Genomic DNA, 26,406 nt, shown 5'->3' on the forward strand with positions numbered 1-26,406 from the left:
CATGCCCGCCGCCCGAAACTCGATTGCAAAACAGCCCCGGCCTGCGCAAGCGCGGGGCGGGGCCGCCGATTGCTGGCAACCTTACCTCAAGCGGGCCGCCATCGCCAGAGCGATGGCGGCCTCCCCGGCTTACTACTTGACCAGGTTCAAAGGTACCGGGATGAATTTCTCCACCTGCTGACCGTCGATCAGCTTCTTGGCGGTCTGCACGCCGTACTGGCCAATCAACTCCGGCTGTTGCTGCACAGTGGCGGCCAGCCCCCCTGCCTTGACCGAAGCCACGGCGTCGGCGGTGGCGTCAAAGCCCACCACCACAACGTTCTTCAGTCCCGCGGCCTGAATTGCTTTCAAAGCGCCCAGCGCCATTTCGTCGTTATGAGCGAACACGCCTTGCACGTCCTTATTGCCCTGCAGAATGTTTTCCATCACCGACAAGCCCTTGGCGCGGTCGAAATCGGCCGGCTGCTTGGCCACTACCTTAACCTCGGCCTTGCCGTCCGCCACCGCGTGGAAACCCTGGCCGCGCTCGCGTGCCGCGGAGGAGCCGGGGATGCCCTCCAGCTCTACCAGCCGGCCCTTGCCGCCCAGCTTCTGCAGCAGGAAGTCGGCCGCCATCTTGCCGCCGGCCACATTGTCGGAGGCAATGTGGGCGCTGACTTCCGCGCCGTTGACGCTGCGATCCAGCGATACCACCTTGATGCCCTTGCTCACCGCTTCCTTCACCACATTGGCGACGGCGGAGGAGTCAGTGGGGTTGATCAGGATCACGCTCACCTTCTTCTGGATCAGGTCCTCAACGCTGGCTTGCTGCTTGGCGGAATCGTCCTGCGCGTCCACGGTGATCAGGCGCACACCCTCTTTGGCCGCCTCGTCTTCCGCTCCCTTGCGCAGCGAGACGAAGAACGGATTGTTCAGCGTGGACACCGCCAGGCCCACTACCGGTTGGCCGGAGGCCGCGGCCGGCGCGCTGGCGCCAACCGACGCGCCGTCGGCCGGACCCTGCTTGGTGCAGGCGATCAGACTGGCCGCGATGACACTGAAAACCAAAGGCTTGATTAAGCGTTGCATATCGGAACTCCCCTTGTGTAATGGTCGCTTGCGCTACGCGCCCGCCGGCGGCGGGCCCGTTCTCACTTCTTGCCGCTGCGGTCCAACAGCACCGCCAGCAGAATCACAACGCCTTTGATCACTTGCTGGTAGAACGAAGACACGCCCAGCAGATTCAGGCCGTTGTTCAATACCCCGATCAGCAAAGCGCCGATCAGCGTGCCTACAATCCAGCCGCGGCCGCCGGTCAGGCTGGTGCCGCCCAGCACCACCGCGGCGATGGCATCCAGCTCATAGCCGGCGCCAGCGGTGGGTTGCGCCGAATTCAAGCGCGAAGTCAGCACCGCGCCGGCCATCGCCGACAGCGCGCCGGACAAGGTGTAGACCCAGATCTTGACCCGATCCACCTTAACGCCGGACAGGCGCGCGGACTCCTCGTTGCCGCCGGTGGCGTAAACATGGCGGCCAAAAACGGTTTTCTTCAACATGAACCAAAAGCCGGCGAACATCAGCAGCATCCACACTACCGGCACCGGCACCACGCCGGCCACATAGCCGCCGCCCAACATGGAGAACATATCGCTGCCGAAGCCGGTGATCGGGCTGCCGTTGGACGCCACCAGCGACAGGCCGCGCAGAATCGTCATCGACGCCAGCGTGGCGATGAAGGGGGCCACCTTGCCCTTGCTGATCACCAGACCGTTGCAGCAGCCCATCAGCGCGCCGGACAGGATGCCCAACAGGGTGGCCAGCAGCGGATCCACGCCGGCCTGCAGCAGCATCGCGGTCAGCACCGACGACAAAGCCAAGATGGAGCCCACCGACAGGTCGATGCCGCCCAGCAGGATGACCAGGGTCATGCCGAAGGCGATCAGCGCGTTGATGGAGACCTGGCGCATCACATTGAGCAGATTGCCCATGGTCAGAAAGTCGGCGCTCATCACCGACAAGCCGGCGCAGATCGCCAGCAGGGCGATGAAAGGCCCGAGTTTTTGCAGCGTTGCTTTTTGTTGCGGGGTCATCTTGCTTACCGTTTCCCTTGCTTGCGCCCAATGGGCGCGACCTGAATATTCAATGCGCGGCGGTGCTCAGTCCGCCGTCGCGCCGGCCGCCGCGGCCATGATGTCTTCCTGCGTCGCCGAAGCGGCTTCAAACAGCCCGGCCCGGCGGCCCTCGTGTATCACCAGGATGCGGTCGCTCATCGCCATCACCTCCGGCAGTTCGGACGACACCATGACGATGGCCACGCCGGCGGCGGCCAGTTGATTGATGATGTGGTAGATTTCGGCCTTGCCGCCCACGTCGACGCCTCGCGTCGGCTCGTCCAGCAGCAGCAGCTTGGGCGGCTCCGCCAGCCACTTGGCGAACACCACCTTCTGCTGATTGCCGCCGGACAAGGATTTGACATCCAGTTCAGCGTCGCGGGTGCGGATGCGCAATTGCTCAATCAGCCGCCGCGCCTCTTCGTTCTCGGAGCGACGGCTCACCACCCCCAGTCGCGCGTGGCGGCGCAGATGAACCAAGGTGGCGTTTTCCCGCACCGACATGCCCAACACCAGGCCCTGGCTCTTGCGGTCTTCCGTGACGTAGGCGATGCCGGCGGCGATGGCGTCGCCGGGACGGCGGATGTCCAGCTCCGCGCCATCCAGCCGCACCCGCCCCTGCCGACGCGGCTTGACGCCAAACAATACGTTGAGAATCTCGCTGCGCCCAGCGCCCATCAACCCGGCCACACCCAGCACCTCGCCCGCGCGGACGTCGAAGCCGATGTCCCGAATCCTGCCGTCGTCGGCCAGACGCTCCACCTCCAAACGCACCGCGCCCGGCGCGCACGCGCGCTTGGGAAAACGGTCGCCGATCTCGCGACCCACCATCAGCCTCACCACCTCGTCGAAATCAGTGGCGGCGATTTGACGCTCGCCGACGAAACAGCCGTCGCGCAACACGCTGATCTTGTCGCAGACACGGAAGATCTCCTCCATCCGGTGCGACACGTAGACAATCGCTACGCCGCGTTGCTTGAGCTGCTCCATGAAGACGAACAGCGCTTCAATCTCGCGCTCGGTCAATGCGGCGGTTGGTTCGTCCATGATCAGCACCTTGGCGTTCAAAGACATCGCCTTGGCAATTTCCACCATCTGCTGCTGACCAATGGACAATTGCCCGGCCTCAGTCTCCGGATTGATCCGTCCGGCGCCCAACTGCTGCAGAATCTGGCTCGCCTCGCGCCGCATGCCGGCGCGATTGATCACGCCAAAGCGGCTATGCTCGCGCTCGCGTCCCAAAAACAGGTTCTCCATCACCGACAGCTGCGGAATCAGGTTCAGTTCCTGGTGAATGATGGCGATGCCGTGGGCCTCGGCCTCGGTGGTGGAGCGGATCGTCACCGGCCGATCATTGAGCAGTACTTCTCCGGCGTCGGCCTGGTGCACGCCGGATAGAATCTTCATCAGGGTCGATTTTCCGGCGCCGTTTTCGCCCATCAAGGCATGCACTTCGCCGCCCTGCACGGTGAAATCCACCGCCTCCAGCACCTTGACCGGACCAAAGGCCTTGCTGATGCCGCGCATGCTTACCTTCATTGCCCGCCCCTTCAAAAGATCACGCCGGAATACAGGATCACATTGGCGTACGGCGTACATTCGCCGGTACGGATCACCGCCTTGGCCTCGCGGCAGCGGCGCTTGAACTCCTCATGCGGCACGTATTCCACCGCCACGCCGTGCGCGGCCATATCGTTGGCCAGCACTTCCACAGCCGGACTGTGTTCCAGGCACTCGGCGGCGAACAGCGCACGCTCCGCCTTGAAGTCCGCCAGGATGGAGTCCAACACGCTGGGGAACTCCGGCACGCCCAAGCGCAGGCTCAGGTCTATGCACTCTACGCCGGGCGGAATCGGCAGGCCGCAATCGGCGATGACCAGGCTGTCGGTATGCCCCATGCTGGCCAATACCCGCGCGATATCGCGGTTCAGATGTCCCAGCCGCTTCATGCCTGCTCCTTCAACATCTGTTGCAGCGCGGCCAGCGTCGGCATGCCGCTTTGCGCGCCCGCACGGGTCACGGACAAGGCCGCCGCGGCGCAGGCCAGTGCCATTGCCGCCTCGAGACCCTGTGGCCAGAACGCGGCCAAGGCGCCGTTGAAGGTGTCGCCGGCGCCGGTGGTGTCCACCGCGGACACCACGAAGCCGGGTTGGTGATGCAGGCTGCCGTCGGCGCGGCAGAAATAAGCGCCGTCTTTGCCACGCGTCATCGCCACCCTTCCCGGCAGTTTGCGCATCAGCGCCTGCCAGTCCCCGCCCCGTTCGTCCAGAGCCTGCGCCAACTCATGCTCGTTCGGCGTCAGCAAGGCGGTGCGCTCCAGCAAGCTGGGCGGCAGCGGATGGGCCGGCGCCGGATTCAACAAGAAAGGCTTGCCGTGGCGCTGAGCCAGTTCGGCCGCGCGCTCCACCGTGGCTAGCGGCACCTCCATCTGCGCCAGAACCACGTCGGCATCGCGAAACGCCTGCTCGTCCTGATTCAGATGTTGCGGCAGCAACTCATGGTTGGCGCCGGGCACCACCACGATGGCGTTGTCCCCCTCGGCCAAGGTTATCGTCGCCAGCCCGGTGGCCACGTCCGTTTCGCGCAGGCGACCAATATCCACGCCCTCGCCCTGCAAGGTCTCCTTGAGCTGAGAACCGAACATATCGCGGCCCACGCAGCCCAGCAAAGTCACCTGCGCGCCCAGCCGCGCGGCGGCCACTGCCTGATTGGCGCCCTTGCCGCCCGGATAGGACGCAAAGCGCTTGCCAAACAAGGTTTCACCCAGCCGTGGATAGCGTTCCGCCTCCACCACCAGATCCATATTCACGCTGCCCACAACCAGGACCCGGGTCATAATTTCCTCATCGTTATCAAGCGACGCGCGCCTTAGTCGACGGCATCCATTGCTAAAACGTAATCAGCTGACGCTTTATAGCAGAGCTGCCTACAGGCCGGAAGCGATAAACTCAATCTGTTCAGCAAATGCAACAGTCCTCGCGAAGCGCATCGGCGACGCTTGACGGCGGCTGCGCTTCGATGTAGCGAGGCAACTACACGCCGCGCGCCTAGCCCAGACGCAAAAAAGCTCCCCTTAGGGAGCTTTTTTTCCGGATGCCGCAGCAGCGCTTAGAACGTGTCTACGATCTCGCGAACTAGAGCAAGCCTTTGAACAGGCTCTTACTCGTCCAGCACCGCGGAAGTGTAAACATCCTGCACATCGTCCAGGTCTTCCAGCGCGTCCAGCAGTTTCTGCATGCGCACGGCGTCATCGCCGGACAATTCAGTCTCGTTCTGCGGCTTCATCGTCACTTCGCCCATTTCCGCCTTGAAGCCCTTGGCTTCCAGCGCGCTCTTGACGTCGGAGAACTCGTACGGACCGGTGATTACTTCGATGGAACCGTCGTCGTTGGCGACCACATCCTCAGCCCCGCTTTCCAGCGCGGCTTCCATCAAGGCATCCTCATCCACGCCCGGCGCGAACACCAGATAGCCGCAATGGCTGAACTGGAAAGACACGCAACCGTCGGTGCCCATATTGCCGCCGTACTTGGAGAACGCGTGGCGCACATCGGCCACCGTGCGGGTCTTGTTGTCGGTCAGGCAGTCCACCATCACCGCCGCGCCGCCTATGCCGTAACCCTCGTAGCGGCACTCAACATAATCGACGCCCTCCAACTGGCCTGTGCCGCGCTTGATCGCGTTATCGATATTGTCCTTGGGCATGGACTCGGCCTTGGCCTTGTCCACCGCCAGGCGCAGGCGCGGGTTCATATTGGGGTCTCCGCCGCCCATCTTGGCCGCAACGGTGATTTCCTTGATCAAGCGGGTAAAGATCTTGCCACGTTTGGCATCCTGACGACCTTTGCGGTGCTGGATGTTAGCCCATTTACTGTGACCTGCCATAGTTGCCTCTGTCTGTTGTCCGGTCCACTACGGACCTTTCAGTCAAAATTGGCGCCTATTCTATCAGAACTTGAGGGGACCTCGAATACCGTCGCAAGCGTCTCGAGAGCAAGGCGCACCGCGCACAGAGGCCTAAACACAAGGGGTACAGCGAACGAGCGCGGAATCAACGCTGCCAGCAGGCTTTTCGAATCCACTGGAGTCTGGACAGGGGCGGCGGCCGCCGCTACTTGGCCTTGAGCATGGCCAGCATCATCTCGAAACCGGCGCGATACATCTGCTCCAGCACCGGCACCATCATTGGCAAGGTCAGGTAGATGCTGATGAAGCCTATCATCAGGGTCAGCGGAAAACCGAAAGTGAAGATATTGAACTGCGGCGCGGCGCGGGTCATCACCCCGATCGCCAGGTTGGTGATCAGCAGAGCCGCAATCACCGGCATGGCCAGCCAGACACCCCACTCGATCAGGTGGCCGCCCCACAGGGCAAGCGACTTGATGCCCTGGTCCGGCATGCTCATGCCTATCGGTAGCACCCGGTAACTTTCCACCAAGGTGGACAACACCACTTGGTGACCGTCGAAGGCCAGGAATAGCAAGAAGGTGAACAGGGTCAACAGCTGCGACACCACCGGCACTTGAGCTGAGTGCATCGGGTCGAAGAACATGGCAAAACCCAAGCCGGTTTGCGAACCCATGATGAAACCCGCCACTTCCACCGCGGAAATCACGATACGCATGACGAAACCCATCGACAGGCCAATCAACAACTGTTGCAACAGAATGGCCATTCCCTCCGCCGATACCAGCGGCACCGCCGGCAACGGGGGCAGCAAGGGCGCCAGCATCACGGTGAGGATCAGCGCGAACCCGGCCTTGAAACGGCGCGGCACGCCGCGGTAGGCGAACACCGGCTCCACCAGCAGCAGGCCGACGATGCGCGCGAACGGCCAAACGAACATGGCCACCAGCGCGTTGATCTGCGCATCGGAAATGCTCAGCATCAGCCGATCACGTGCGGAATGCTCTGGAACAGCCGCGTGGTGTACTCAATCAGCGTGTTCAGCATCCACGGTCCGGCCAGCACCAGCACCAGAAACATCGCCAGGAGCTTGGGAATGAAGGTCAGCGTCATCTCGTTGATCTGAGTCGCCGCCTGCAGCACGCTGACTAGCAAACCCACCAACAGCGACACCAGCAACACCGGCGCCGCGACGATGATCAGGATGTACAGCGCGTTCTGCACGATATTGATGATCAGCTCCGGACTCATGCCGCCCGCTCCTCGCCTAAAACGCCGGGCCCCGCCCGGCGACGTTTCCAGTCACACCCCGTCATGCCGCCTCAGCCAGTATAGAAGCTCTGCACCAGCGAGCCCATCAGCAAGGTCCAGCCGTCCACCAGCACGAACAGCATCAGCTTGAACGGCAACGATATCGTCACCGGCGACACCATCATCATGCCCATCGCCATCAGGATGCTGGCCACGACCAGATCGATGATCAGGAAGGGAATAAACACCATGAAGCCGATCTGGAAGGCGGTTTTCAGCTCGCTGATCACATAAGCCGGCACCAGGGTCTTCATGGATACGTCGGCCTTGGTCTGCGGCTTTTCCGATTGAGAAATCTCGATGAAGAAGGCCAGGTCCTTCTCCCGGGTTTGGCGCAGCATGAAAGCCTTCATCGGCTTGCTGGCCTCGTCCACCGCCTGTTGCAGCGTGATCTTATCGTCTGAGAACGGCACCCAGGCTTTGGCGTAGACTTGGTCGAAAGTCGGCCCCATCACAAACAGAGTCAGGAACAGCGACAAACCGACGATCACCTGGTTGGGCGGCGACTGCATGGTGCCCATCGCCTGCCGCAGCAGCGACATCACGATGATGATGCGAGTGAAAGCCGTCATCATCAGCATCATCGCCGGGATGAAGGTCAGCCCGGTCATGAACAGCAGCATCTGCAAGCTGAGCGAATAATTCTGCCCGCCGCCGGCCGCCGGCGTGCTGCTCATCAAAGGCAAGCCGCCGGCCGCGTCCGCGATCAACGGCGTCGCCAACAAAACCAGCGCGCCGTATCGGAAACATGGCCTCATCGCGGTCCCGCCTTGCTATTGCGGCTCTTGTCCATTGCCGCCTTCAACCAGCGCGCGAAAGGCTCCGCCGCCGGCGCCGCTTCGATTTCCGCGCCTTCCGGGCGCGGCAGCTTGCTTAGCAGATTGACTTGCTGCGGCGTCACGCCCAGCACCAGCCACTCCCCCTCCAGCTCCACGATCACCACGCGCTCCTTGGGCCCCACCATGGTTCCGCTGACCACCTTCAGGCGGTTGGAGGCGCCCAGCATGCCGCCGGAAAGCCGTTTGAACAGCCAGGCCATGCCGACGATGGCGCCCAGCACCACAGCCAGGCCGAACAAGACCTGCAGCAAACTCATGAACGGCGACGGCGCGGCCGCCGGAGACGGTGCTACCGTGGCCGTGGCCGTGGCGGCAGCGGCCAGACCGGACGCCGCCAAATAAAAAGCGCCCTGCACAGCACGGCGCGTCATCGCAAACATGGCTGACCTCGTCATTTTTGCAAACGGCGAATGCGTTCCGCGGGCGTGATGATATCGGTCAGACGAATACCGAACTTGTCGTTGACCACCACCACTTCACCCTGGGCGATCAGACAACCGTTGACCAGCACGTCCATCGGCTCCCCGGCCATGCCGTCCAGTTCCACCACCGACCCCTGCGCCAATTGCAGCAAGTTGCGGATGGCGATCTTGGTTCGGCCCAACTCCACGGTCAATTGCACCGGGATGTCCAGAATCATGTCCAGATTCTGCGGGACGCCCGCGCCGGAGGTGCTCGCACCCAGTTCTTGGAACAGGTTTTGGGCCGGCATCGGCTCTGGAGCGGAATCCACCACTTCCTGCTCGGCCATTGCGGCGGCCCAGTCGTCCATCGACACTTCTTCCTCGCCGCCGGCTCCGCCGGCAGCGGCTGCCGCGGCTGCGGCCGCTTCGGCCTCCATCTGCGCGGCTTGCAATTCTTCTTCGCTCATTGCTCTTTATCCCCCAGAGGCTCGTGAAAATCATTCGCGCCGGCCAACACCTGCTCCACCTTCAGCGCATAGCGCCCCTGCACGGTGCCATAACTGGCTTCGAACACCGGAATGCCCGATACGTCGGCTTCCACCCGCTCCGGAATCTCCAGCATCACCACGTCGCCGTTCTTCAAATTCAAAATCTGACCCAAGGTCACCTTGGTCTTGCCTAAAGTCGCCACCAATTCTACTTCCGCCGCCTGCACCTGATGCGTCATCAGGTTGACCCAGCGATTGTCCACCTCCGTGCGGTCCGCCTGCATGGTGCTGGACAGCACGTCGCGGATAGGCTCCACCATCGAATACGGCAGACAAATATGGAAATCGCCGCCGCCGGCGCCCAGCTCAATATGGAAAGTCATCGCCACCACCACCTCGGTGGGCGTGGCGATATTGGCGAACTGGGTGTTCATTTCGGAACGCAGATAGACGAACTCGATGGGATGCACTGGCTCCCAGGCTTTCTGACACTCGACGAACACCACATCCAGCAAACGGCGGATGATGCGCTGCTCGGTGGGAGTGAAGTCGCGGCCTTCCACCCGCACATGGTAGCGCCCGTCGCTGCCGAACAGGTTGTCGACAATCAGAAACACCAAGTCCGGGTCGAAAATCAACAGCCCGGTGCCGCGCAAGGGCTTGACATGCACTAGGTTCAGGTTGGTGGGCACTACCAGATTGCGGATGAACTCGCTGTACTTTTGCACCCGCACCGGCCCAACCGAGATTTCCGCGTTGCGGCGGATAAAGTTGAACAGGCCGATGCGCAGATTGCGCGCGAAACGCTCGTTGATGATTTCCAACGTCGGCATGCGGCCGCGCACGATGCGCTCTTGCCGACCGATGTCATAGCCGCGGACGCCTTGCGCGTCCCCGCCGCCGCCATCATCCTCATCCTCCCCGGAGACGCCCCTGAGTAGGGCATCCACCTCTTCCTGGGAAAGAATATCGTCGCCCATGCCGCTTACTGCTTCTGGATGATGAAGGAAGTGAAGAGCACGCTTTCCACCGGCTGCTCCTCGCCGGCGTCCATCGACTCATTGATGATCTGCTTGACCTGGGCCTTCAGCCGCACCTTGCCGTCAGGCGTGGCCAACTCCACCGCGGACTTGGACGACAGCAGCAAGATCAACGCGCTGCGAATTTTAGGCGCGTAATCGGTGAATTTCTTTTTGGCTTCCTCGTCGGCCAGCTCCGCCTGCATATCCACCTGCAGCAAGGAGCCGTCGTTGCCGGCCAAGTTCACCACGAAAGTATCCAGCTTTTCGAAGATCGGCGGACCTTCTTTTTTCTTCTTGGGTTTTTCCTTGGTCTGCTCGGCGTGTTCGCCAGCCGCCGCCGGCTTATTCATATTGGTGAACATATAGGCGGCCAAGCCACCCACCGCGGCCAAGACCAGCACCAGCAATATAATGACGATCAGCATCAATTTACCGCCGCCGCCCCCTGCTTTTTTCTCTGCTTTTTCCGCTTTTTTATCTTCTGCCATATACCTGCCCTGTTCACTGGGTGTTCATAGTGAAATCTTAAACGATTTCTTCACTATATTTTCTAATTTTAGATGCAAATTGAACAGGGGAGATTATCACAAATGATCAGGCGAAAATGCTGAGAATGCCGCGAGCCGCCTTGATGCTGCTCAATGCATCCATCGGCTCGGGCTCGGCGTTCTCGTTCTGGCGCTGCGATTGCCCGCGCTGGAACGCCTGCTGTTGCTGTCCGGATTGTCCGCTGGACACCTGCGCGTCGGTTAGCTGAATGCCGCCGGCGGCCAGCATGGAAGACAGACGATGCATATTGTTTTCCAACGCCTCGCGCGTGGCCGGCACCGCCGCCGCGAACAACACCTGCGCCTGGTCGTTGCCGTTCATCTTCAGCGTTACCTCGATCGGTCCCAATTGCGGCGGGTTCAGCTGAATCTGCGCCTTGTCGGCTTTGAGGCTGACCATGCCCATCACCTGCTCGCTCATGGCCTTGGCCCAGTTGGGATCGGTCACCGGCTGTTGCACGGTGAACACCGGCGTGGGCGCAGCCGGCTTGGCCGCTAGCTGCTCATGCCCCTGAAGCGGCAAAAACTGCGGCAAGACCTTGCCGTCCTCCGGCAAATTTTGCTGCGCCGGCAGCGACAGATTGCGGGCTTTGGCCAGCGAAGCGGGCAGCGTCGCCGCAATGTCGGGCTTGAGTTCAACGGGCTTGGCACCGGTCGGTAAATCGCTATTGGCCCGCGGCGAAGTCACCGCCTGCTGCTGAACAGGCTGCTGCGCCGAGCCCATCAGCGGCATTCCCGGCAACGGCGTCGCCAAAGTTTGACCATCCTCGCTCTTGGTCGGCTTATCCTTGTCCAGGATCGCCTCCGCCAAAGGGTCGGCGTTGGCGCCCGGCAAGAAGGAGCTGCCCAAGGAGCTCATCTGCAGCCCCAGCAGACTGGCGAACAGATCGCCGGCGCCGGTATCGCCGGCAGTGGCCAGATTGCCCCCCGGCATATTGGCTTTGCCGCTGACCGGATTGGCCGCGGCTGCGTTCACAGGTGTCGTCATGGCCGACTCTCTAACAAGTAAGACGCAAGCAATAAAGCAACTAGCGTGCCAAGCGCGGACCTTGAGTCGGCCCTCACTCCTCGCCGTGGGTACTGTCCCAAAACCGCCGGGTGGCGAATTCATCGCTGGCCTTCTGCTGCGCCCGCGCCTCGCGCACGGCAGCGCGCTCTTGCTCGCGCTGCAACAGTTTTTCGTAGGCTTTGAGCTTCTTGTACTCATGCTGCCAGGCCTGGCGCTCCAGCAAGAAGCGCTGAGTGCAGCGCTCCACATCTCCCTGCTGCTGCACCATGGCCTCATCCAGGCGTGCGAGAAAACGTTGAAAATCCTGATATTGCAAAGCGCTGATGCCCTGCGCGCCGCGGCTGGTCAGCCGTTGCCGGTACTCGCCGCGAAAAGCGTCCAGCTGCTCCTGGCGCGAACGGGCCTCCGCCAACCGGCTTTGCGCCAGCCGCATACGCTCGGCGGCCGCTTTCTGCTTGTCGTCGGCCAAACGAATCAACAACAGGTATTTGCTTTCCGCCACGGCTCAGCCTCAGGACAACACGCCCTGCAATTGTTCGCAACTGGAAGAGAAATCCTGCGACTCATGCATCGGCTGGGTCAAAAAACCGACCATGGGCAACTGGCGCCGCATCGCGTCGTCTAGCACCGGGTCAGAACCCGGCACGTAGGCACCGACGCTGATCAGGTCGCGGTTGCGTTGATAGCGGGAGTACAGCTGCTTGAATTGCCGGGCCAAGGCCATCTGCGCTTGAGGCACCACATCCACCATGACCCGACTGATGGATTGCTCGATATCGATGGCCGGATAGTGACCGGACTCGGCCAGTTCTCGCGACAGCACAAAGTGGCCGTCCAGAATGGCGCGGGCGGAATCGGCAATCGGATCCTGCTGATCGTCACCTTCAGACAACACCGTATAAAAGCCCGTGATGGAACCGCCGCCCTCCGCGGCGTTGCCTGCGCGCTCAATCAATTGCGGCAGGCGCGCGAACACCGACGGCGGATAGCCCTTGGTCACCGGCGGCTCGCCAATGGCCAGCGCGATCTCGCGCTGCGCCATCGCATAGCGGGTCACCGAATCCATCAGCAGCAACACGTCCAGGCCTTGAGCGCGGAAGTATTCGGCCAGCGCGGTGGCGTAAGCCGCCCCGTGCAGGCGCATCAGCGGCGGCATGTCCGCCGGCGCGGCAACCACCACCGAACGGGCGATGCCTTCGTCGCCCAGAATGTTTTCGATGAAGTCCTTGACCTCTCGGCCGCGCTCGCCAACCAAGCCCACCACCACCACATCGGCCTTGGTGAAGCGGGCCATCATGCCCAGCAACACCGACTTGCCCACGCCGGAGCCGGCGAACAGGCCCAAGCGCTGACCCCGCCCCACCGTCAACAAACCGTTGATGGCACGCACACCGACATCCAGCACATCGCGCACCGGCGATCGGTCCAGCGGGTTCATCGGTTGGCTGTGCAACGGGAACCAGGCATCAGGATGAATGGGGCCTTTGCCGTCCAGCGGCCGCCCCAGCGAATCCAACACTCGGCCCAGCAGGCTGAGCCCCACAGGCACCATGCGGCCGGACGAGCCGTCGGTGGCCGCCTGGGCTTGAGTCTTGCCGAATTGCGGCGGGTGCCGCGGCGTCAGCGGCATCACCGGCGTGCCCGGCAACAGGCCGTGGACGTTGCTCAATGGCATCAGGAACACTTTGTCGCCGGAAAAGCCCACCACCTCGGCCTCCACAAGCTTCCGGTCCGCCAAAGCCACCTGACAAGCGCTGCCCACCGGTAGCTTGAGACCCACAGCCTCCATCACCATGCCAGTAACGCGAACCAGCTTGCCACAGGGCTGCCACAGTTTGGCGGCGCGCGCGCTGTCCGCGCAGTCGCGCAGCCATGCGCGTTGGCGCTCAATCAGCTGCGGGTGGCTCATCGTCCATTCCCAGCGCCTTGCGCATGGCGGCAATACGGGTGCCCATGGTCAGATCCAACCTCAGCGCGGCAGTGTCTATTACACAGCCGCCGCGCTCCACCTCGGGGTCTTCAATCCATTGCCACTGGGTTTCCGGTGTTTCCTGCGCCAGAAACTCTCGCGCCACCTCCAGATCGGCCGGGTTTAGACGCAAGCGCGCCTGCGCCAGCGTGGCAGGCAGATCGTCCAGCGCCTCGCGCAGCAGCTCCTGAATCAGCAAAGGGTTCTGCCGCGCCAGACCATGGCTCAGTTGGCCGGCGAGCTCCAACGCCAAGGCCAACCAATCCGCGGACAGTTCAGTTTCAAAACGGGAAATCTGTTGCGCCAGCCCTTCCGCCAACTGTTGCAAGGGCTGCCAGGCCTCGGCGAAACGAGCTTCCTGCTCAGCACGCACCTCGGCCAAGCCCTGCTCCCGCCCGGCGGTCAAGCCTTCTTGGTAACCGGCCGCGCGGCCGGCCTCCAGCCCAGCCTCATGGCCGGACTGCCAGGCCTCCTGATGAATGGCCTCCAGCTCGGCAGCGGTGGGATAGCCGCTCACCGCGCGCTCGCCGTCCGCGGCTTCGGCGGCCTCCCCCCCCTCGGCCGAAGCCGGCTCGACGGCGGACTCAGCCTGCGCCTGCTCCTGTTGACGGCGACGCTGCTGCGCCAGCTCCATCAGCTGCACCGGCGTCAGTCTCTGGGTCAGGCCGTCCAGCGCGTTGGGGCTCCAACTGCTCCAGCCCTCCAACTCTTCGCCGGGAATGATGGGATTACTCGACGAGACCTTCATCACCGCCCTTGCTGCCTAGCACGATCTGGCCGTCGTCGGCTAGCTTGCGTACCACCTTGAGAATCTCCTTCTGCTCGGCCTCCACTTCGGACAGTTTGACCGGCCCCTTGGACTCCAGATCGTCGCGCAGCATTTCCGCGGCGCGCTGCGACATATTGCGGAAAATCTTGTCCTTGAGCTCGGCGCTGGTGCCCTTGAGCGCGATCACCAGGGAATCGGATTGCACTTCGCGCAGAATGGTCTGGATCGAACGGTCGTCGATTTCCAGGATGTTCTCGAACACGAACATCTTGTCCTGAATGCGCTGCGCCAGCTCCGGATCGTATTCGCGGATATAGTTGAGCGCCGCGGCTTCCACGTTGGACCCCATGAAGTTGAGGATTTCCGCGGTCAGACCAATACCGCCGGCCGCGCTCTTCTTGATGCGGTCGGAGCCGGACAAGAGCTGGGTCAACACATCGTTCAACTCGCGCAGCGCCTGCGGTTGCACGCCTTCCAGCGTGGCGGTGCGGATCAGCACTTCATTGCGCATCCGTTCCGGGAAGTAGGACAGGATGGAGCTGGACAGGTCCGGCTCCAGATGCACCAGAATGGTGGCGATGATCTGCGGGTGCTCGTTGCGGATCAAGTCGGCGGCGGAAGAAGGATCCATCCACTTCAGACTTTCGATCCCGCTGTGATCGTTGCCCTGCATGATCTTGTCCAGCAGGTTGGCCGCCTTATCCGGCCCCAGCGCCTCGATCAGCACATTGCGCAAGTATTCGTCGGACGCGCCGATGCTGGCGCGCGCCGCGCACTCGCCCTTGAATTCGCTGACTACCTCGTCAATCTGCTCGTAGCTCAGATTATTGATCGCCGCCATCGCCAGAGAAATCTTCTGCACTTCCTTGGGGCCAAGGTATTTAAATACCTCGACGGCTTCCGCCTGACCCAGGCTGAACAGCAACACCGCGCTCTTGCGCACTCCGTTCTCACTCATCGGCGCTTATCCATTCCTTGATGATCTGAGCGGCCATGCGCGGATCGGATTTCACCATTTCACGCACCGCTTCCAGATTGGTGGTGTATTGCCGCATCTGCGCTTCGCGCGGATCGCCGCCGCCCGCGGCGCCGCCAGCGTGACCGGCCGCGCCTTCTTCGCCCTCTTCTCCTGCGACGCCCAGCAAGCGACCGCCCGCGGCGGCGGCCTGCGCCGCGGCCTCTTCTTCGCTGCCCTTGGCTGGGGCCGGCGGCTTGACCAAGTCGCGCATGATGGGGCGCACCACGCCGAACAACAGGTAGAGCACTGCGATGGTCAGCAGGCCGTACTTGAGCAGGCTGGAACCGTTGCTGGTCACGTAGTCGGTAACTTTTTCCTGCAGCGTCGCCGGCACTTCGGCGTCGGCGAAGGCTGCGTTGACCACGTTCAGGGTGTCGCCGCGCTGAGTGTTGAAGCCCATCGCCTCTTTGACCAGATTATTGATCTGCTGAACCTCCTGCGGAGTCAGCGGCGTCGGCTTCATCTCTCCGTTCTTGTCTGGCATGCGCCGGTAGTTGACCACCACTGCGGCGGACAGGCGCTTGACGCCGCCCTGCGGCATCTTAGTGTGCTGTATGGTTTTGTCGACTTCGTAATTGGTGGTGATGTCGCGTTGCAAGGTGCCGGACGCGCCCATGGTCTGCCCGGACAACGTGGCCGTGCCGGGCGCGGCACCCGGCGGCAGCGTGATCGGCGCGGAAGCGGCCGACGGAGGCTGATTGGACAAGGCTCCCGGCACCCCGGACGGCAGCGCCGCGCCGTTATTCAGCTTTTCGCTGATCTGCTGGCTGCGGGTAGCGGATGGGTTGGGGCTGGAATTGGGCTTGAAGGTTTCCGAGGTCTGCTCCACCTCGGCGAAATCGACGCTGGCGGTAACCTGAGCGCGCGAGTTGCCCTTTCCGAAAATGGGCTCGAGGATATCCTCAATGCGCTTGACATAACCCTCTTCAACCTGCCGCACGTACCCCAGCTGTCTCTGATCCAGACCCGAGTTCTCATCCGGGCCGCTCTGTTTGGACAGGAGATTGCCATCCTGATCGACGATGGTGACGTTCTTAACCGGCAGATTGGGCACCGAACTGGACACCAAGTGCAGAATGCCCGCGATCTGCCCCGCGTCAAGCAAACGGCCGCGGAACAGGGTCAACATCACCGAAGCGGTGGGCTGTTGCTGCTCGCGCACGAATACGCTTTGCTTGGGGATGGCGATATGAACACGTGCGCTCTCCACCGAACCCACCGCTTCAATGGTACGCGCCAGTTCGCCCTCGATCGCGCGCTGATAGTTGACTTGCTCGGCGAACTGACTGATGCCGAACTTCTGATTGTCCATTAGCTCGAACCCGACGCCGCCGGCCTTGGGCAAGCCTTGCGCCGCCAGCTTCAAGCGCGCGTCGTAAACCTTGTCCGAGGGCACGGAGATGGTGCCGCCCTCGCCCAGTTGGTACGGCACGTTCATCTGCTGCAGCGAAGCGGCCACTTGGCCGCCGTCGCGGTCGGAGATATTGGAGAACAGGATTTTATAGCTGGGCGTGCGGTTCAACACCACCGCGCCCACGATGACGGCGAAAATAGCGGCCACCGCCGCGAGGAACAGGACTTTTTTATTGTTGGGAAGCGCTTTGAAGCGATCAGACGCTTCATTCATGCGGCTTCGCCAAACGGGCGTAGCGTTTTCTTCTGCCAGGTCAGCCATACAGTGGTTTTAGGTTCGAGCCCACCGCCGCCGGCTGGTCGGGTCCGGCAGCGCTAGACTTGGGTATTCATGATTTCCTGATAGGCGGTGACCAGCTTGTTGCGCGCCTGAACCATGGTCTGGAACGACAGGCTGGCTTTCTGCAGCGACACCATCACGTCCTGCAGGTTGACCCCCTCGTCACCCAATTCAAATTGCTTCTGCATCTCCTGCGAAGTCTGCTGCGCCGAGTTCACCTGCTCCAAGGTGGACTTTAGCACAGCGGAGAAGTCCACCTGGGACGCTTCCGGGGCCGTAGCGGCGGGTTTGCCCGCGGCCAGGGCCGAGGCGGTGCGCAGCTCGCCCAACAGTTGATCGATATTTGGCACTGACATGGTTACTCCAAGCCATTTCCACCTGGAACCTCCTGACATCCGTCGGCAGCGTCTTCATCACGGTAACGCTGCAATTTATAGCGCAATGTGCGCTCGCTGATGCCCAGTTTTTCCGCGGCCAGCTTCTTGACGCCGCCCACCGCGGTCAAGGTTTCCAGAATATGGCGTTTCTCTAGCGTTTTCATGTCGGTTTCATCCGACACGGAATTGTCTTTTTCAGACGCTGTCCGGGTAACCTGAGCCGCGACGGAGTCGTGATCCAGCAGCAGATCGGCGGCAAAAATTTCCGCCCCGGCGGCAAGAATCACCGCCCGCTGCACCACATTCTCCAGTTCGCGGATGTTACCCTCCCAACTATAGGCCGTCAAATGACGTTCCGCATCCTCGGACAGGATCAGATTGCCTCTTCCGGCGGCCTCTGCGTACTTTTTAAGCATGATTCGTGCCAGAGGCAGAATATCGTCGCGCCGCTCAGCCAGCGCCGGGATGCGCATCGGGAACACGTTCAGGCGAAAATACAGGTCCTCGCGGAATTGGCCTGCGTCCACCGCGGCTTGCAGGTCGCGGTTGGAAGTGGCCAACACGCGGATATCCAGTTTCAAGGTTCGCGTGCCGCCGACGCGCTCCACTTCCCGCTCCTGCAGCACCCGCAGCAATTTGGCTTGCAGCGACAGCGGCATCTCGGTGACTTCATCCAGCAAAATGGTACCGCCCTGCGCCTGCTCGAACTTCCCCGGCAAGGCCTGCGCCGCGCCGGTGAAGGCGCCGCGCTCATGGCCGAACAAGGTGGACTCCAGCAGGTTTTCCGGGATGGCCGCGCAGTTGACCGCGACGAAAGGCCCTTCGCAGCGCCTGGAGTGCCGGTGGATGTAACGCGCCAACACCTCCTTGCCTACGCCGCTGGGGCCGGAAATCATCACGCTGACGTCGCTTCCGGCCACGCGCCCGGCCAGCGCGAACAGTTGCCGCATCGCGGCGGACTCCGCCACCACTTCGCCGCCCGCTTCGCTGGGCATGCGCAGCAGGTGCTTTTCCACTTCAGTAATCAGACTAGCCGGCTCGAACGGTTTGAGCAGGTAATGCGCGGCGCCCGCGCGCAGCAATTCAATCGCCCTTTCAATCACGCCGTATGCGGTCATCAGAATGAAAGGCACGCCGGGATAACGCTTTTTCGCCTCCTCAAACAGCGTATAGCCGTCCATCGGCGCCATTTGGGCGTCGGACACGATCAACCCCACCGGCGCTTCTTTCAATTTGGCCAGGGCCGCGGCGCCGTCGCCGGCCTCCAATGTGGGGTAGCCGGCCAGGCTCAAAGTGTCGACGATGGCTTCGCGCAAATCGGCGTCGTCTTCCACCACCAAAATAGGGAGATACTTCATGTTTTCTTGTTCTATCAGAGGGTTAAGCCGACCCGCCGGCTTGGTGTTGCTTTTGCGAGGCCAGCACCGACAGGCGCGTGGCGATGCTCTCCAAGGCCAGCACCTCATGCGCGCCGCCCATGGCGATGGCTTCCTTGGGCATGCCGAACACGACGCAGCTGGCTTCGTCCTGGGCAATATTCCAGGCGCCTGCCTGCTTGAGCTCCAGCATGCCGCTGGCACCGTCCCTGCCCATTCCGGTCAGGATAACGCCGATGCAGTTCTTGCCCACCAGATTGGCGGCGGAGCGGAACAGCACGTCCACCGACGGCCGATGCCGGTTGACCGGCGGCCCAGCATGCAGGCCGATGGCGTAGCCTATGGTGGGCGCGGGCTTGATCAGCAGGTGGGAATGGCCCGGCGCGATGTAGACGGTGCCGTTTTGCAGCCGTTCATTGTCTTCCGCCTCTTTCACAGTCAACTTGCACAAGGTGTTTAAGCGCGTGGCGAAGGAATGGGTGAACATTTCCGGCATGTGCTGAGTGATCAGAATGGGCGGCATCGAGGGCGGCAGCGCGGTCAGCAAGGTGCGCAGGGCCTCCGTGCCCCCGGTGGAAGAGCCGATGACGATCACTGCCTGGCTGGCCAAGGGCATTTTACCGGCCTGCTTGGGCAAGATGATGTCCGCATTGTGGCTGGGCACAACATCCAGCGGCTTCTTGGCGGAGGTTCCCCTCGTCATCTGCCCCATACGCGTCCTTGACTTTCTATGGTTATCGTAAAAACAGCCCGCGCGCGCGGCACTTCCGCGTCAAACGGCTTCATGGCGCCGGCTCCGTCTCCGCGTCGGCCATGCGGGCCAGCCAGGCGTCGCAAGCCGCCTCCACCAGATCCAGCACGGCGTCGAAACCGCCAGCGCCGCCGTAGTAGGGATCGGGCACCTCGCGGACGGCGCCGGACAGCGGCTCCAGCAATAAATGCAGCTTGCCGCGATAGGATGGCGGACATTGGGCGTTTAACAAAGCCAAATTTTGCCGGTCGGCGGCCAAAATCCAGTCGAAACGCTCGAAATCGAGCGCTTCCACCTGTCTTGCCCGCAAATCGGACAGGTCGTAGCCGCGGCGCAGCGCCGCCTGACAGGTGCGCCGGTCCGGTGCTTCGCCGACGTGGTAGTCATGCGTGCCCGCGGATTCCACCCGCATCCGCGCCTCCAGGCCTGCGCTCTTGAGCTTGGCGCGCATCACCCCTTCCGCGGTTGGCGACCGGCAGATGTTTCCCATGCAAACAAACAAAATGGACAAGCAATCGTTCTGGCTCATGGACGGCTTCGGCTCTCTATTTTTATTCAGTATGGGATTCAAGCACTGACTCGCCTCGATCTTATCACTTCCACCGCCGGCTACGCGCCCATGAGGGGCGCGCCGGCGATTTTCACGCAGCCCCCGCGACTAACGCAACGCCGGCAAGTCCATGCCATCCAGATAGCCGGCCGCGATGCAGGCGCTGCGCGTGGAATCAAACAGGAGGCCCACTCTTTCCGCCTCGTCGGCCAAATCCTCCTCCGCGGCCAGGGCCAAGCGCTCCAGTCCGGCACAGGACCCGCCCAAAGCGCTGAAGCCCAGTGTCAGCGCGGCGCCCTTCAAATTGTGCGAGTGGCGCCGCACCTGATCCCGCTGACCGGCCAGCGCCGCGGCCAGCAATTCGTCCACCCGGCCGACCTTGCCGGCGAAGAATTGCGCCACCAGCTCCCGGTATTTTTCCAGGGTCAGCATTTCCGTCATTTTTTCTATCATCGCCACGTCCAGCAAGGCCGGCAGCATGGAGGGCTCGGCGCTGTGCTCCGGAGCGGGTTCATCGCCGAACTGACGCTCCAGCATGGCTTGGAAATCTTCCACGTGCAGCGGCTTGGCCAGAAAATCATCCAGCCCGCCGGCCAGGGCTTTATCCCGCGTTTCCGCGAGAACATCGGCCGTCAAAGCGACGACCTTCATGCCCGGCGTCATCGCACGCTCGCGCAAATGTCTTGTCGCTTCGATGCCGTCCATCGCCGGCATGTGCAAATCCATCAAGACCAGATCGAAAGGTTGCCGAGTTGCCGCCTCTACCGCTTCCGCGCCGTCCTGAATCACGGTGACGAAATGCCCTTGTTTCTGCAGCATCGCCTGCATGTATTTGCGATTGACCGGGTTGTCGTCCACAACCAAAACGCGCAGCTGACGTCCCAGCTCCGCCGGATCCGCCTCCCCCCCCGCCTTGACCCGGCCTTCCGGCGCACTCATCGCCTGTAAGGGTAGCGACAGCACAAAGACACTGCCCGCGCCCAGCGCGCTGTGCACGGTGATGCCGCCGCCCATCAGCTGCGCCAGGTTCTGCGAAATCTCCAGCCCCAGGCCGCTGCCGCCGTATTGGCGCACGGTGGAGCTGTCGCCCTGGGAGAAGCGCTTGAACAGCCGCGCCAGGGTGGCGTCGTCCATGCCTATGCCGGTGTCCCTGACCGTGATCCGCAACACGGCGCCGCTTTCCGCCCCCGATTCCACGGCCTCAGCCTGGATAGTCACCGCGCCCATCTCGGTGAACTTGATCGCGTTGCTGAGCAGATTGAGCAGGATTTGCCGCAGGCGGGTCGGATCACATAGCACCCATTCGGGCACGTTCAAATCCAGAGCCATGCGCATGGCCAACCCCTTGGCCACGGCCTGACCGCGCATCAGGCTTTCGCATTGCAATAATAGTTGCCGCAAATTGCACACCGTGGGCAGCAGGTCCAGCTTGCCCGACTCCAGCTTGCTGGCGTCCAGCACATCATTCAGCAAAGCCATCAGATGGCGAGCGGACTCTTCGGCGGTCTTGATGTAGTCGGCTTGCACCGGCGTGGGGGTACAGTCTCCCAGCAAGGAGAGCATGCCCAGAACGCCGTTGAGCGGCGTGCGGATTTCATGGCTCATATTGGCGAGAAACACGCTTTTCGCCATGCTGCCGGCTTCGGCCTGCACCCGCGCCAGCTCCAGTACGTCGGTCAGTTCTTCCAGCTCGTGGCGCCGCCGCTCCAACTGCCGCAACTGCCGGACCACGATAGTGGCGAAGCCGAGGATCAGCGCCCATTCAAAGGCCATCAACCAATTGCTGACCACGATGTGTTGCTGCATGCTTTTGTTGCGCGCGTCCACTTGCTCCGCCATGCGCTGATTGGCCACCAGCGACAGGTCGTGCAACGGCCCGCTCAGCAAGTCCAGTTCGGAGTCCAGCCGTCGCAAGCCGTCCAGTTCCAGCACCGCGCCGGACTGGCGGCTGAAATAGGCGTCGGCCTTGCGGATGAAGGCGTCCAGCTTGGGACGGGCCTGCTGGTATTCCTGGGTGCCGTCCAGCAGGCTGGAGTACAGACCGTGATCCACCACTCCCACCCGGCTGACAAAGATGTCGTAGCGCTCCTGCAGCTCGGCCCGGTCCTGCTCGTGGTTCAGCACGTGTTCTATCGTCGTCTGCAGCCGCATGGCCTCGGTTTCGAGCTGGAAGTAGGCCCATACGATGTTGTCGCCCTCGTAACGCGCCGCGGTGTTCAGCATGTCCGCCTGCCGCACCTGAATGTAAGCCACTCCGGCGAACACGCAGGCCAGCGTAGCCCCGATCAAGATCAGGCTACGCCAGGTGGAATGGCTGCGCTGCGGCGTATCCATCGCGCTCAATGCACCAGCAGGGATTTGAGTTGCCAGGCGGAACGGTTGTAATACAGCTCCGAACGCAGCTCTTCTTGCGAGTCGTAGGGATAGACGATGAACAAGGGGCCTTTTTCCCGCACCGGCATTGGCTTGCCGTTCATCTGAGTCGCCAGGATCACATCGAAACGGCTGGCGTCGTCAAAGGGGATGTCGGTCTTGTAGTCGTTCAGCGCCACCGCCTTCAACAATTTGCCATGGGCGCCGGCGGCGGCCAGCACATCGCGCAACAACGGCCCCGAAAAGCGGGTCAAGCCCGGATACCAGGGGGTATGGGTGCTGAAACTGCGTTGCGGCAGCTTGGCCAACATCGCCATGTCGAAGGCCGCGGCGTCGCCCTGGTTCTTTTGGCTGATGTTGCCGCTGATCACCAGCACCGCTTTGCCGACGGGTTTGGCCAAAACGGCGGCCGCCGTGGCCAAGGGCGCCGCGACGGCCAGGCCAAGCAGCAGCAATAGGGTTCCAAGTCGTCTCATGATTTTCTCGCTTAGGTAGGCGTTGCAATGAATATCCAATCCCGCGCTGACTGCCCCCCCCCTCCCGCGCAACTCGCCAGCCACTCGGCGAAGGAAGCCTCGTCTACCGGCGGGGAGATCAGGGAACCTTGAGCGGCTGACACGCCGAACTCCCGGCACAAGGCCCATTCGGCCTCGGAAGCCACACCTTCGGCCACCACTTTCAGCCCCAGCCTGTGCCCCAGTTCGACGCTACCGAGGAAAATGGAGCGGTTGGTGGCGTTGCCCGCCGCGTCGATGACAAAGCCTTTGTCGATTTTCAATTCGGTGAACGGGATGCGCGCCAGCCGGTCCATGCTGGCGAAACCGGTGCCGAAATCGTCAATTGCCAGGCCAGCGCCCTTCAAACGCAAGCGGGTCATGATTTCCAGCGCAGAGGCCGGATCCGCCATTACGCCGCTTTCCGTGACTTCAAACGTCACCCGGGACATCTCCAAACCGGTTTCGCGCGCAATCGACACCAAAGAAGCCACCAGGCTGGAGTCCTTCAAGGACTGCATGGAAAGATTGACCGACATGTCCAGGCGCTTCCACGCGTCCAGACGCTTCAACGCTTGCGACGCATCAGCGAACAAGCGCTTGGTCATCTGCGTGATCAGGCCGCTCTGTTCGGCCAGCTCGATGAACTGCAGCGGGCCGAGCAGGCCCAGTTGCGGATGCAGCCAACGCGCCAGCACCTCCACGCTCAACACCCGGCCGCAGGCCACATCCACCTGCGGCTGGAAAAACGGCACCACTTCACCGCGATCGATACCCAGGCGCAACTCTTCGCTATTGATCCGCTCCATGGGTAGACAAAGGGCCTCTCCCGCCGCAATGGGCGCGGCCAGCATTGCCAGCAATTGCTCCGGATCCACCGGTTTGGGCAAGACGCCACACAAGCGCAGCGCGTACATCCTCGCCAGATCCGCCACGCTGTCCAACACCCTCTCGTCGAAACCGCTGGTGATCAGTAATTTACCTTGGTAAGCCCTCTCTCCCAAATGGCGCACAAATTCGACGCCGTCCATCCGCGGCATGTCCAAATCGCAAAAGATCAGATCGAAAGCCCGGTCTCCGGCATCCAGCTGCATCAGCGCGTCCAAGCCGTCCACCGCTTCGGATATCTTATTCATGCCCATTTGGCGCAGCACTGCTGTCAGGAATTGCCGGGATATGGCTTCATCGTCAACCACCAAGATTTGCGGCATCTCCCCCCCCATCTAGCCCATCTCCTGCTGGCTATTTTCGCTACCGGCGCCCGCTGCGAGCCTCCGCAACCAAGCCCCTCTGCGCTGTTTTACGCCGCGCCACGGTCCAAGGCCGTTTTTACTCCTGCTAGTATCTAAATAGCCTGCGGCCTTCGTCTTTTCCAGCAAGCGCCCCCGGCCATGACCGGCAAACTCAGCCGCCCCAAGCGGCGGGGCGCGCCGCGACGGCCAGTTCCTCGCGCATTTCCAGCGCCAGCAGCCAGACCTTCCGCGCCAGCGGCGACAAGGAACGGTTAGGCCGTTTGATCAACACAATGCGGCGCCTTTCCACCGGCAGCAGGGGCAATACGCTCAAACCGCCGCCGGCGGGCAGTGGCATGGCCAGCCCAGGCGTGACGCTGAGGCCCAGGCCGGCCTCCACCATGTGGAACACCGATTGCGAGTGCCCCAATTGCTGCGTCACTTCGCACTCCAGGCCATGCTTGACCAGCAGCTCATCAATCAGTCTGCGGCTGCCGGAGCTGTGGTCCAGCAACACCAGCGGCAGGCCGTCCAACTGCGCCCAATGCGCGGCCTCATGGGCGGCCAAATCGTGGTCGCTGCGGCACACCAGCCAGAAGTCGTCCTCCAGCAAGGGTTCGCTCTCCAGCGGAACAGCCGCGTCGGGCTCCACCACCAGGCCGAAATCCACCTCCCCGCTCGTGACCGCCTCGATGTTCAACCGTTGCACCTGATCGTGCAGTACCAGCTTCAATTGCGGGTAGCGCTGCCGACAACGCGCAATCAACAAAGGCATCAGGCTAGCCGACAAGGTAGGGCTGCTGGCCACGTGCACCACGCCGTGGGCCTGCGCGCCCTCCATCCGGGCTTCGCTCAAGGCTTCTTGCAGCGCTTCCAGCACCCGCGTCAGCTTCCCTTGCAGCCGGCGGGCCGCCGCGGTGGGCTCCACCTCTCGCGTGGTGCGGTCGAACAAGCGCAAGTCCAAGGCCTGCTCCAACTCCCTCACCGCGCGGCTGACCGCCGGCTGGGTCAAGCCCAGCGCGTCGCCGGCGCGGCTGAAGCCCCCCAGTTCGATCACGGCCTGGAAGACCCGCAATTGGCGCAAAGTCACATTCATATCAATTACTCATGAATAGATCAGATAAATGCATTTGTATTCTCAATTGCGCTGCGGTTCAATAGCGGCTTCCCCTGCCATCGCCGCATCGCCCCATGCCCAAACTACTCGACGCCTTCACCCTGTCCCTGCTCGCCACCGTCGCGCTGGCTTCCGTTCTGCCCTGCTCCGGCGACGTCGCCGCCGCGTTCAACCTCGTCACCAATCTGGCGATCGCGCTGCTGTTCTTCCTGCACGGCGCCAAGCTGTCGCGCGAGGCGGTGCTGGCCGGCGCCGCGCATTGGCGGCTGCACCTGCTGGTGCTGGGCTGCACCTTCCTGCTGTTTCCGGCGCTCGGCCTAGCCTTGCAACCGGCCTTGCAGCCGCTGCTGACGCCTGAGCTCTACCTGGGCGTGCTCTATCTGTGCATGCTGCCTTCCACCGTTCAGTCGTCCATCGCCTTCACCTCCATGGCGCAGGGCAATGTGCCTGCCGCCATCTGCAGCGCCACCGCCTCCAACATCCTGGGCATCTTCATCACGCCTCTGCTGGTCAGCCTGCTGGTGGTCAAGCACCACGGCGCCGGCCAGGGCTGGGGGCCGGTGCTGGACATCGTGATGCAATTGCTGCTGCCCTTCGTCGCCGGCCAGATCGCCCGGCGCTGGATAGGCGGCTGGGTGGACCGCAACAAGGGCCTGCTGCGCTACGTCGATCAGGGCTCCATCCTGCTGGTGGTCTACACCGCCTTCAGCGCCGCGGTGATCAGCGGGCTGTGGCGGCAAACGCCTCCCCGGGCGCTGGCCGCGCTGCTGCTGGTCAACCTGATTCTGCTCGGCCTGCTGCTGGGCATCACCATGCTGCTGAGCCGCAAGCTGGGTTTTTCACGCGCGGACCAGATCACCATTGTGTTTTGCGGCTCCAAGAAAAGCCTGGCCAGCGGCGTGCCCATGGCCAAGGTCTTGTTCGCCGCGCCGACGCTGGGCTCCATCGTGCTGCCGCTGATGCTGTTCCACCAGATCCAGTTGATGGCGTGCGCGACGCTGGCGCAGCGCTACCGCCGGCAACAACAAACGGCGGAGTCTCGTTAAAAAGACAACACCCCGCTCGGATTC

Annotated in this window: 28 protein-coding genes; 1 reads left to right on the top strand and 27 read right to left on the bottom strand. The window is 62.4% G+C overall.

Translation table 11 applies throughout. The features are described from left to right. Positions 1–132: 132 nt before the first annotated feature. The 27 genes from rbsB to MOV80_RS17620 form a co-directional block, all read right to left on the bottom strand. Positions 133–1,068, bottom strand: a complete 936-nt coding sequence (gene rbsB, locus MOV80_RS17490; protein ID WP_081574954.1) for a ribose ABC transporter substrate-binding protein RbsB — start codon at positions 1,066–1,068, stop codon at positions 133–135. A gap of 62 nt (positions 1,069–1,130) precedes the next feature. Next, on the bottom strand, positions 1,131–2,069 hold the full coding sequence (gene rbsC, locus MOV80_RS17495; protein WP_019099980.1) for a ribose ABC transporter permease: 939 nt from the start codon (positions 2,067–2,069) through the stop codon (positions 1,131–1,133). Between the two features lie 66 nt (positions 2,070–2,135). Continuing rightward, positions 2,136–3,629, bottom strand: a complete 1,494-nt coding sequence (locus MOV80_RS17500; protein WP_118267936.1) for a sugar ABC transporter ATP-binding protein — start codon at positions 3,627–3,629, stop codon at positions 2,136–2,138. A gap of 11 nt (positions 3,630–3,640) precedes the next feature. Further along, the gene (rbsD, locus tag MOV80_RS17505; protein WP_019099982.1) at positions 3,641–4,039 is read right to left on the bottom strand and encodes a D-ribose pyranase; all 399 of its coding nucleotides are present in this window, start codon (positions 4,037–4,039) and stop codon (positions 3,641–3,643) included. Further along, a complete protein-coding gene (locus MOV80_RS17510; RefSeq protein WP_019099983.1) occupies positions 4,036–4,926 on the bottom strand; it encodes a ribokinase in 891 nt (296 codons plus the stop codon). The genes rbsD and MOV80_RS17510 overlap by 4 nt, the downstream gene beginning before the upstream one ends. Positions 4,927–5,249: 323 nt before the next feature. After that, on the bottom strand, positions 5,250–5,975 hold the full coding sequence (locus tag MOV80_RS17515) for a YebC/PmpR family DNA-binding transcriptional regulator (RefSeq protein WP_019099984.1): 726 nt from the start codon (positions 5,973–5,975) through the stop codon (positions 5,250–5,252). 226 nt (positions 5,976–6,201) lie between these two features. Next, positions 6,202–6,978 (bottom strand): flagellar biosynthetic protein FliR, encoded by a 777-nt coding sequence (gene fliR / locus MOV80_RS17520; RefSeq protein WP_019099985.1) that lies wholly within the window; start codon positions 6,976–6,978, stop codon positions 6,202–6,204. Beyond that, the gene (gene fliQ, locus MOV80_RS17525; protein WP_019099986.1) at positions 6,978–7,247 is read right to left on the bottom strand and encodes a flagellar biosynthesis protein FliQ; all 270 of its coding nucleotides are present in this window, start codon (positions 7,245–7,247) and stop codon (positions 6,978–6,980) included. Before fliQ ends, fliR begins: the two co-directional genes overlap by 1 nt. A gap of 71 nt (positions 7,248–7,318) precedes the next feature. Beyond that, positions 7,319–8,065, bottom strand: a complete 747-nt coding sequence (fliP, locus tag MOV80_RS17530; RefSeq protein ID WP_039753250.1) for a flagellar type III secretion system pore protein FliP — start codon at positions 8,063–8,065, stop codon at positions 7,319–7,321. Beyond that, positions 8,062–8,526 carry a flagellar biosynthetic protein FliO gene (gene fliO, locus MOV80_RS17535; RefSeq protein WP_249605344.1) on the bottom strand — a complete coding sequence of 155 codons (465 nt, stop codon included), beginning with the start codon at positions 8,524–8,526 and terminating at the stop codon, positions 8,062–8,064. The genes fliP and fliO overlap by 4 nt, the downstream gene beginning before the upstream one ends. An 11-nt stretch (positions 8,527–8,537) precedes the next feature. Beyond that, a complete protein-coding gene (fliN, locus tag MOV80_RS17540) occupies positions 8,538–8,918 on the bottom strand; it encodes a flagellar motor switch protein FliN (RefSeq protein WP_198001705.1) in 381 nt (126 codons plus the stop codon). A 95-nt stretch (positions 8,919–9,013) separates the two neighbouring features. Then, a complete protein-coding gene (gene fliM, locus MOV80_RS17545; RefSeq protein ID WP_019099990.1) occupies positions 9,014–10,018 on the bottom strand; it encodes a flagellar motor switch protein FliM in 1,005 nt (334 codons plus the stop codon). A 5-nt stretch (positions 10,019–10,023) separates the two neighbouring features. Next, positions 10,024–10,548 carry a flagellar basal body-associated FliL family protein gene (locus tag MOV80_RS17550; protein ID WP_019099991.1) on the bottom strand — a complete coding sequence of 175 codons (525 nt, stop codon included), beginning with the start codon at positions 10,546–10,548 and terminating at the stop codon, positions 10,024–10,026. Positions 10,549–10,654: 106 nt separating this feature from the next. Then, positions 10,655–11,596 (bottom strand): flagellar hook-length control protein FliK, encoded by a 942-nt coding sequence (locus MOV80_RS17555; RefSeq protein WP_157221975.1) that lies wholly within the window; start codon positions 11,594–11,596, stop codon positions 10,655–10,657. Between the two features lie 73 nt (positions 11,597–11,669). Next, positions 11,670–12,119: a flagellar export protein FliJ gene (gene fliJ, locus MOV80_RS17560; RefSeq protein WP_118267938.1), complete on the bottom strand. Its 450-nt coding sequence runs from the start codon at positions 12,117–12,119 to the stop codon at positions 11,670–11,672. Positions 12,120–12,128: 9 nt separating this feature from the next. Further along, entirely contained in the window at positions 12,129–13,526 is a 1,398-nt protein-coding gene (gene fliI / locus MOV80_RS17565; RefSeq protein WP_019099994.1) for a flagellar protein export ATPase FliI, read from the bottom strand. After that, positions 13,504–14,334, bottom strand: a complete 831-nt coding sequence (locus tag MOV80_RS17570; RefSeq protein ID WP_043592939.1) for a flagellar assembly protein FliH — start codon at positions 14,332–14,334, stop codon at positions 13,504–13,506. Before MOV80_RS17570 ends, fliI begins: the two co-directional genes overlap by 23 nt. Further along, complete coding sequence (gene fliG, locus MOV80_RS17575; protein WP_043592937.1) at positions 14,315–15,313, bottom strand: flagellar motor switch protein FliG; 999 nt, start codon at positions 15,311–15,313, stop codon at positions 14,315–14,317. The genes MOV80_RS17570 and fliG overlap by 20 nt, the downstream gene beginning before the upstream one ends. Next, complete coding sequence (gene fliF / locus MOV80_RS17580) at positions 15,306–17,000, bottom strand: flagellar basal-body MS-ring/collar protein FliF (protein ID WP_019099997.1); 1,695 nt, start codon at positions 16,998–17,000, stop codon at positions 15,306–15,308. The genes fliG and fliF overlap by 8 nt, the downstream gene beginning before the upstream one ends. Positions 17,001–17,101: 101 nt before the next feature. After that, positions 17,102–17,422: a flagellar hook-basal body complex protein FliE gene (gene fliE / locus MOV80_RS17585; RefSeq protein WP_019099998.1), complete on the bottom strand. Its 321-nt coding sequence runs from the start codon at positions 17,420–17,422 to the stop codon at positions 17,102–17,104. 2 nt (positions 17,423–17,424) lie between these two features. Beyond that, positions 17,425–18,801: a sigma-54 dependent transcriptional regulator gene (locus MOV80_RS17590; protein ID WP_019099999.1), complete on the bottom strand. Its 1,377-nt coding sequence runs from the start codon at positions 18,799–18,801 to the stop codon at positions 17,425–17,427. Positions 18,802–18,823: 22 nt separating this feature from the next. Then, complete coding sequence (locus MOV80_RS17595; protein ID WP_085951880.1) at positions 18,824–19,522, bottom strand: chemotaxis protein CheB; 699 nt, start codon at positions 19,520–19,522, stop codon at positions 18,824–18,826. Positions 19,523–19,601: 79 nt separating this feature from the next. Continuing rightward, positions 19,602–20,099, bottom strand: coding sequence for a low molecular weight protein-tyrosine-phosphatase (locus MOV80_RS17600; RefSeq protein WP_083860550.1), 498 nt, complete (start codon positions 20,097–20,099; stop codon positions 19,602–19,604). A 129-nt stretch (positions 20,100–20,228) separates the two neighbouring features. Continuing rightward, a complete protein-coding gene (locus tag MOV80_RS17605) occupies positions 20,229–22,454 on the bottom strand; it encodes an ATP-binding protein (protein ID WP_052052173.1) in 2,226 nt (741 codons plus the stop codon). A 5-nt stretch (positions 22,455–22,459) separates the two neighbouring features. Then, on the bottom strand, positions 22,460–22,969 hold the full coding sequence (locus tag MOV80_RS17610; RefSeq protein ID WP_043592932.1) for a molybdopterin-dependent oxidoreductase: 510 nt from the start codon (positions 22,967–22,969) through the stop codon (positions 22,460–22,462). Between the two features lie 11 nt (positions 22,970–22,980). After that, entirely contained in the window at positions 22,981–24,198 is a 1,218-nt protein-coding gene (locus MOV80_RS17615) for an EAL domain-containing response regulator (protein WP_118267942.1), read from the bottom strand. Positions 24,199–24,391: 193 nt separating this feature from the next. Then, positions 24,392–25,315: a LysR family transcriptional regulator gene (locus MOV80_RS17620; RefSeq protein WP_191185616.1), complete on the bottom strand. Its 924-nt coding sequence runs from the start codon at positions 25,313–25,315 to the stop codon at positions 24,392–24,394. 95 nt (positions 25,316–25,410) lie between these two features. Between MOV80_RS17620 and MOV80_RS17625 the strand changes: the two genes are divergently transcribed. Beyond that, on the top strand, positions 25,411–26,382 hold the full coding sequence (locus MOV80_RS17625) for a bile acid:sodium symporter family protein (protein WP_019100007.1): 972 nt from the start codon (positions 25,411–25,413) through the stop codon (positions 26,380–26,382). The last annotated feature ends 24 nt before the right edge of the window (positions 26,383–26,406 follow it).

The organism is Chromobacterium sp. IRSSSOUMB001 (assembly GCF_023507765.1).
In the GTDB taxonomy this organism is placed as follows: domain Bacteria; phylum Pseudomonadota; class Gammaproteobacteria; order Burkholderiales; family Chromobacteriaceae; genus Chromobacterium; species Chromobacterium haemolyticum.

Excerpts from the sequence above, each read along its gene's own strand:
- rbsB (WP_081574954.1), bottom strand. The coding sequence starts at position 1,068 with ATGCAACGCTTAATCAAGCCTTTGGTTTTCAGTGTCATCGCGGCCAGT.
- rbsC (WP_019099980.1), bottom strand. The coding sequence starts at position 2,069 with ATGACCCCGCAACAAAAAGCAACGCTGCAAAAACTCGGGCCTTTCATC.
- MOV80_RS17500 (WP_118267936.1), bottom strand. The coding sequence starts at position 3,629 with ATGAAGGTAAGCATGCGCGGCATCAGCAAGGCCTTTGGTCCGGTCAAG.
- rbsD (WP_019099982.1), bottom strand. The coding sequence starts at position 4,039 with ATGAAGCGGCTGGGACATCTGAACCGCGATATCGCGCGGGTATTGGCC.
- MOV80_RS17510 (WP_019099983.1), bottom strand. The coding sequence starts at position 4,926 with ATGACCCGGGTCCTGGTTGTGGGCAGCGTGAATATGGATCTGGTGGTG.
- MOV80_RS17515 (WP_019099984.1), bottom strand. The coding sequence starts at position 5,975 with ATGGCAGGTCACAGTAAATGGGCTAACATCCAGCACCGCAAAGGTCGT.
- fliR (WP_019099985.1), bottom strand. The coding sequence starts at position 6,978 with ATGCTGAGCATTTCCGATGCGCAGATCAACGCGCTGGTGGCCATGTTC.
- fliQ (WP_019099986.1), bottom strand. The coding sequence starts at position 7,247 with ATGAGTCCGGAGCTGATCATCAATATCGTGCAGAACGCGCTGTACATC.
- fliP (WP_039753250.1), bottom strand. The coding sequence starts at position 8,065 with ATGAGGCCATGTTTCCGATACGGCGCGCTGGTTTTGTTGGCGACGCCG.
- fliO (WP_249605344.1), bottom strand. The coding sequence starts at position 8,526 with ATGTTTGCGATGACGCGCCGTGCTGTGCAGGGCGCTTTTTATTTGGCG.
- fliN (WP_198001705.1), bottom strand. The coding sequence starts at position 8,918 with ATGGACGACTGGGCCGCCGCAATGGCCGAGCAGGAAGTGGTGGATTCC.
- fliM (WP_019099990.1), bottom strand. The coding sequence starts at position 10,018 with ATGGGCGACGATATTCTTTCCCAGGAAGAGGTGGATGCCCTACTCAGG.
- MOV80_RS17550 (WP_019099991.1), bottom strand. The coding sequence starts at position 10,548 with ATGGCAGAAGATAAAAAAGCGGAAAAAGCAGAGAAAAAAGCAGGGGGC.
- MOV80_RS17555 (WP_157221975.1), bottom strand. The coding sequence starts at position 11,596 with ATGACGACACCTGTGAACGCAGCCGCGGCCAATCCGGTCAGCGGCAAA.
- fliI (WP_019099994.1), bottom strand. The coding sequence starts at position 13,526 with ATGAGCCACCCGCAGCTGATTGAGCGCCAACGCGCATGGCTGCGCGAC.
- MOV80_RS17570 (WP_043592939.1), bottom strand. The coding sequence starts at position 14,334 with ATGAAGGTCTCGTCGAGTAATCCCATCATTCCCGGCGAAGAGTTGGAG.
- fliG (WP_043592937.1), bottom strand. The coding sequence starts at position 15,313 with ATGAGTGAGAACGGAGTGCGCAAGAGCGCGGTGTTGCTGTTCAGCCTG.
- fliF (WP_019099997.1), bottom strand. The coding sequence starts at position 17,000 with ATGAATGAAGCGTCTGATCGCTTCAAAGCGCTTCCCAACAATAAAAAA.
- fliE (WP_019099998.1), bottom strand. The coding sequence starts at position 17,422 with ATGTCAGTGCCAAATATCGATCAACTGTTGGGCGAGCTGCGCACCGCC.
- MOV80_RS17590 (WP_019099999.1), bottom strand. The coding sequence starts at position 18,801 with ATGAAGTATCTCCCTATTTTGGTGGTGGAAGACGACGCCGATTTGCGC.
- MOV80_RS17595 (WP_085951880.1), bottom strand. The coding sequence starts at position 19,522 with ATGACGAGGGGAACCTCCGCCAAGAAGCCGCTGGATGTTGTGCCCAGC.
- MOV80_RS17600 (WP_083860550.1), bottom strand. The coding sequence starts at position 20,099 with ATGAGCCAGAACGATTGCTTGTCCATTTTGTTTGTTTGCATGGGAAAC.
- MOV80_RS17605 (WP_052052173.1), bottom strand. The coding sequence starts at position 22,454 with ATGGATACGCCGCAGCGCAGCCATTCCACCTGGCGTAGCCTGATCTTG.
- MOV80_RS17610 (WP_043592932.1), bottom strand. The coding sequence starts at position 22,969 with ATGAGACGACTTGGAACCCTATTGCTGCTGCTTGGCCTGGCCGTCGCG.
- MOV80_RS17615 (WP_118267942.1), bottom strand. The coding sequence starts at position 24,198 with ATGCCGCAAATCTTGGTGGTTGACGATGAAGCCATATCCCGGCAATTC.
- MOV80_RS17620 (WP_191185616.1), bottom strand. The coding sequence starts at position 25,315 with ATGAATGTGACTTTGCGCCAATTGCGGGTCTTCCAGGCCGTGATCGAA.
- MOV80_RS17625 (WP_019100007.1), top strand. The coding sequence starts at position 25,411 with ATGCCCAAACTACTCGACGCCTTCACCCTGTCCCTGCTCGCCACCGTC.